The organism is Variovorax sp. P4_D9 (assembly GCF_056401695.1).
Window position 1 is genome coordinate 1 of the sequence record NZ_JBFUIU010000704.1, and the last position, 4,524, is coordinate 4,524.

Sequence of the window (4,524 nt, forward strand, 5' to 3'; positions counted from 1 at the left end):
GACCAGTGGTTCGTGGCGCGGCGGCCGCCCTCGGATGCGCTCGAGCTGACTCAGCGCAATGTCTATATCGTGCCGACCCGGGCCGGCTGGATGCTGGCGGCCACGCTGCTGCTGCTGCTGGTCGCATCGATCAACTACCAGCTCAATCTCGGCTATCTGCTGACCTTCCTGCTGGCCGGCAGCGTGGCGGTCGGCATGCACGTGGGCCACGGCACGCTGCGCGGCCTGGCGCTGCACCTGCTGGCGCCCGAGCCGCGCTACGCCGGGGCCGCCGCGGTGTTCCGCGTGGTGCTCGACAACACGCGCCGCAGCACGCGCTTCGGCATCGGCCTCGCGGTCCACCGCAGCGGCCAGTGGGCCTGGTGCGATGTACCGGCCGAGGGCAGCACCACGGTCGAGGTGGCCTTCAGGCCCGAGCACCGCGGCCTGCACCCGGTGCCGACCCTGACCGCGGAAACCCGCTTTCCGCTCGGCACCTTCAGGGTCTGGACCGTGTGGCGGCCGGCCTCGAAGGTGCTGGTGTATCCGGCGCCGGAGACCCATCCGCCGCCGCTGCCCGCCGGCGAGCCGCTGGCCGGCCAAGCCGCGTCGGCCGCGCTGCGCAGCCACCCCTCCGGGGAATACGACGGGGTCCGCGCCTATCGCCGCGGCGATCCGTTGAAGCTGGTGGTCTGGAAACGGGCGGCGCAGGCGCAGGCCGCGGGCTCCGAGGACCTGGTGAGCCGCGACACCCAGCAGGCCCAGCGGCAAGAGCTGTGGCTCGACGCTCAGGCCACCGGCGTGCCCGGACTGGAGGCGCGGCTCTCCCGGCTCTGCGCCTGGGTGCTGATGGCGGACCGGCTCGGCGTCGACTACGGCTTGCGCGTGGCTGCCCGCGTGGTCGCCCCGGCGCAGGGCGAAGCGCACAAGCGGCAATGCCTGGAGCTGCTCGCCTTATGCTGAGCGCCCGGCTCCAGACACTGCCGCGCGATGCCAGGGACACCCTCTTCCTGCTGGCCGTGATCGGACTCATCCTGCTGCCGCAGGTGCCCAACCTGCCGTGGTGGTGCAGCACGCTGACCGCGATCGTGCTGCTGTGGCGCGGGACGCTGGCGGTGCAGGCGGGCCCGCTGCCGGGCAAGGCCTGGCGCATCGCCCTGCTGGCGCTGACGCTGGTCGCCACCTACCTTACCCATCGCACGCTGCTCGGCCGCGATGCCGGGGTCACGCTGGTGGTGATCCTGCTGGCCTTGAAGACGCTGGAACTGCGGGCCCGACGCGATGCCTTCGTGATCTTCTTCCTGGGCTTCTTCACGATGCTCACCAACTTCTTCTATTCGCAATCGCTCGCGACCGCCTTCGCGATGCTGATGGCACTGCTGGGCCTGCTGACCGCGCTGGTCAACGCCCACATGCCGGTCGGCAGGCCGCCACTGGCGCAGGCCGCGCGCACCGCCGGCTCGATGGCGCTRCTGGGCGCGCCGATCATGCTGGTGCTGTTCCTGCTGTTCCCGCGGATGGCGCCGCTGTGGGGCACGCCGAACGACACCCTGACCGGGCGCACCGGGCTGTCGAGCACGATGCGGGTCGGCACCATGGCCGCGCTCGCGCTCGACGACGGCATCGCGGCGCGCATCAAGTTCGACGACGGCCGCGTGCCGCCGCGCCCGACACTCTATTTCCGCGGCCCGGTGCTGTCGCAGTTCGACGGCCGGGAGTGGTCCGCAGCACCGCCCTTCTCGCGCAACCCCCTGCCGCGGGACCTGCGGGTGCGCGGCCCGTCGGTCGGCTACGAAGTCACCCTGGAAGCCGCGAACCGTCCCTGGGTGCTGACGCTCGACGCCACGCCGACCCGGCCCGAGCTGCCGGGCTACGAGCTGTTCGCGACCCCGGAGCTGCAATGGGTCGCCAACCGGCCGATCGTCGACCTGGTGCGTTTCCGGGCCGAAAGCTTCACCCAGTTCGAGAGCGGCCCGACGCGCCGTACGGCCGCGCTCCAAGCCTACATCGCCCTGCCGCCGGGCTCGAACCCGCGCACGGTGGCCCTGGCGGCGCAGATGCGCGCCGACCCGGCGCTGGCCGCTGCCGCCACGCCGGCCCTGGTGCAGAACGTGCTGCAGCGGCTGCGCACCGGCGGCTACGCCTATACGCTGGAGCCGGGCCTCTACGGCGACGACACCGCCGACGAGTTCTGGTTCGACCGCAAGGCCGGCTTCTGCGAGCACATCGCCTCGGCCTTCGTGGTGCTGATGCGCGCGCTCGACATACCGGCCCGGATCGTGACCGGCTACCAGGGCGGCGAGATCAACGGCGTCGACAACTTCTGGGTGCTGCGCAACAGCGACGCCCATGCCTGGGCCGAGGTCTGGCAGGCCGGCGTCGGCTGGGTGCGGGTCGATCCGACCGGCGCCATCTCGCCCGACCGGGTCGGCCAGTTCCGCCGGCTGGCACCGCAGCCCGGGCTGATCGCCGGCGCGATCGGCGCCATGAATCCGACCTTGTCGCAGAACCTGCGGGCCGCCTGGGAGGCCGTCAACAACGGCTGGAACCAGTGGGTGCTCAGCTACACGCAGAGCCGGCAGCTGGACCTGCTCAAGACCCTCGGCTTCGAGGCCCCCAGCCTGCAGGACCTGGCGCTGGTGCTGCTCGCGCTGCTGGTGGCCACCAGCCTGGCGGCTGCCGGCTGGACGCTCTGGGAGCGCAGCCAGCACGACCCGTGGCTGCGGCTGCTGGGCCAGGCCCGCGCGCGGTTGCAGCGGGCCGGCATCGCGGTGCCCGAAGGCTCTTCGCCGCGCCAGATGGCGGCCTCCCTATCGGAGCGCTTCGGCCGCGGCGCGGAGCCGGCGCAGCAATGGCTGCTGCGCCTCGAGGCGCAGCGCTATGCAAGGGCCCCGGCCGAGGCGCTGTCGACCCTGCGCCGCGAATTCCGCCGGCTTGCATGGCCGCGCTGAAACCACTTGTGTCGTTCTTGGACCGGCGCCGCGCCGACGGCACAATCGACGCGATGCGACGCCTTCTCTTCAACGCCTTGCCGGCCTTCATGCTGGCAGCCACCTTCCTCGCGGCGGCACCCGCTGCGGCCGCCCAGGCTGCGAAGGACAAGCGCAGTGCTACGGTGCGCGGCGGCATTCCCTACGCCACGCGCCCCGACGCCATGCAGTTCGCCGACGAGGTGGCGGCACGGCGCGATCTCGACCCCACCTGGGTCCGGGCGACCATCGGCAATGCCCGGCATCTGCCCAACGTGCCACGGCTGATGCTGCCGGCGACGAGCGGCACGCCGAAGAACTGGCAGGTCTATCGCAGCCGCTTCATCGACCCGATCCGCATCGCGGCCGGCGTGCGCTTCTGGCGCGACAACGCCGCCACCCTGGCGCGGGCCGAGGCACGCTACGGCGTGCCGCCCGAGATCATCGTCGGCATCGTCGGCGTCGAGACCATCTATGGCCGCAACATGGGCAGCTTCCGCGTCATCGACGCCCTCGCCACGCTGGCCTTCGACTTCCCGGAGGCCCACCCGCGCGCGGCCGAGCGCCAGGCCTTCTTCCGCGGTGAACTCGAGAGTTTCCTGAGCACCGAGAGCCGCACCGCCGAAGACCCGATGGCGCCGCTGGGCAGCTACGCCGGCGCCATGGGCATGCCCCAGTTCATGCCGAGCAGCATCGCCAAGTACGCGGTCGACTTCGACGGCGACGGACGGATCGACCTGGTCCACAACCCGGCCGACGTGATCGGCTCCGTCGCGAACTACTTCAAGGCCTTCGGCTGGCAGCCGGGCATGCCGCCGATCTTCCCGGTGAGCTTCGACGAATCGCGGCTCCTGAAGGCGGTGCTGCTGGCGCCGGACATCCTGCCGACCTTCAGCGTCGATGCCTTCGTCGCCGGCGGCGCGGTGCTCCATGGCGAGGCGCTCAGGCACCCGGGCCTGCTGGCGCTCGTCGAGTTGCAGAACGGCTACGAGGCGCCGAGCTACGTCGCCGGAACCCGCAACTTCTACGTAATCACGCGCTACAACTGGAGCAGCTACTACGCGATGTCGGTGATCGATCTGGGTCGCGAAGTGCGGGCGGCGATGGAGCAGTGATGGACACCGGGGCGCTGCGCAGGTTGTGGGCCGATGCCTGGCGCGACCTTGGCATCGAGGCCGCGGATGACGCCCTCTTCGACCGCCTGCTGGCAGGCTACGACGAGCCGCAGCGCGCCTACCATACGCGCCAGCACCTGGCCGAGTGCCTGCTGCACTTCGACCGCGTGCGCAGCCAGGCCGGGCGCCCCGGCGAGGTGGCGCTGGCGCTCTGGTTCCACGACGCGGTCTACGCGCTCGACCGGCACGACAACGAGGCGCGCAGCGCCGACTGGGCGCGGCGCACCGTGCGCGAGGCCGGCGTCGCGCCCGAGGCGGGCGAGCGCGTGCACGAGCTCGTGATGGCCACGCGCCACGACGCCGTGCCGGAAGGCAAGGATGCGCAGCTGCTGGTCGACATCGACCTCGCGATCCTCGGCGCCCCGCCGGAGCGATTCGCCGAATACGAGCAGCAGATCCGC

The 4,524-nt window shown here is 71.7% G+C and carries 4 protein-coding genes; all 4 read left to right on the top strand.

The features are described 5' to 3' along the window. Positions 1-942: DUF58 domain-containing protein (locus tag AC1DY5_RS43045; RefSeq protein ID WP_478120536.1), on the top strand; the 942-nt coding region annotated here is incomplete at its 5' end. Next, positions 936-2,930: a transglutaminase TgpA family protein gene (locus AC1DY5_RS43050; protein ID WP_478120537.1), complete on the top strand. Its 1,995-nt coding sequence runs from the start codon at positions 936-938 to the stop codon at positions 2,928-2,930. The genes AC1DY5_RS43045 and AC1DY5_RS43050, both read left to right, overlap by 7 nt. A gap of 53 nt (positions 2,931-2,983) precedes the next feature. Next, a complete protein-coding gene (mltB, locus tag AC1DY5_RS43055; protein WP_478120538.1) occupies positions 2,984-4,063 on the top strand; it encodes a lytic murein transglycosylase B in 1,080 nt (359 codons plus the stop codon). Continuing rightward, positions 4,063-4,524 (top strand): HD domain-containing protein (locus tag AC1DY5_RS43060; protein ID WP_478120539.1); only part of this gene is annotated, 462 nt, incomplete at its 3' end. The genes mltB and AC1DY5_RS43060, both read left to right, overlap by 1 nt.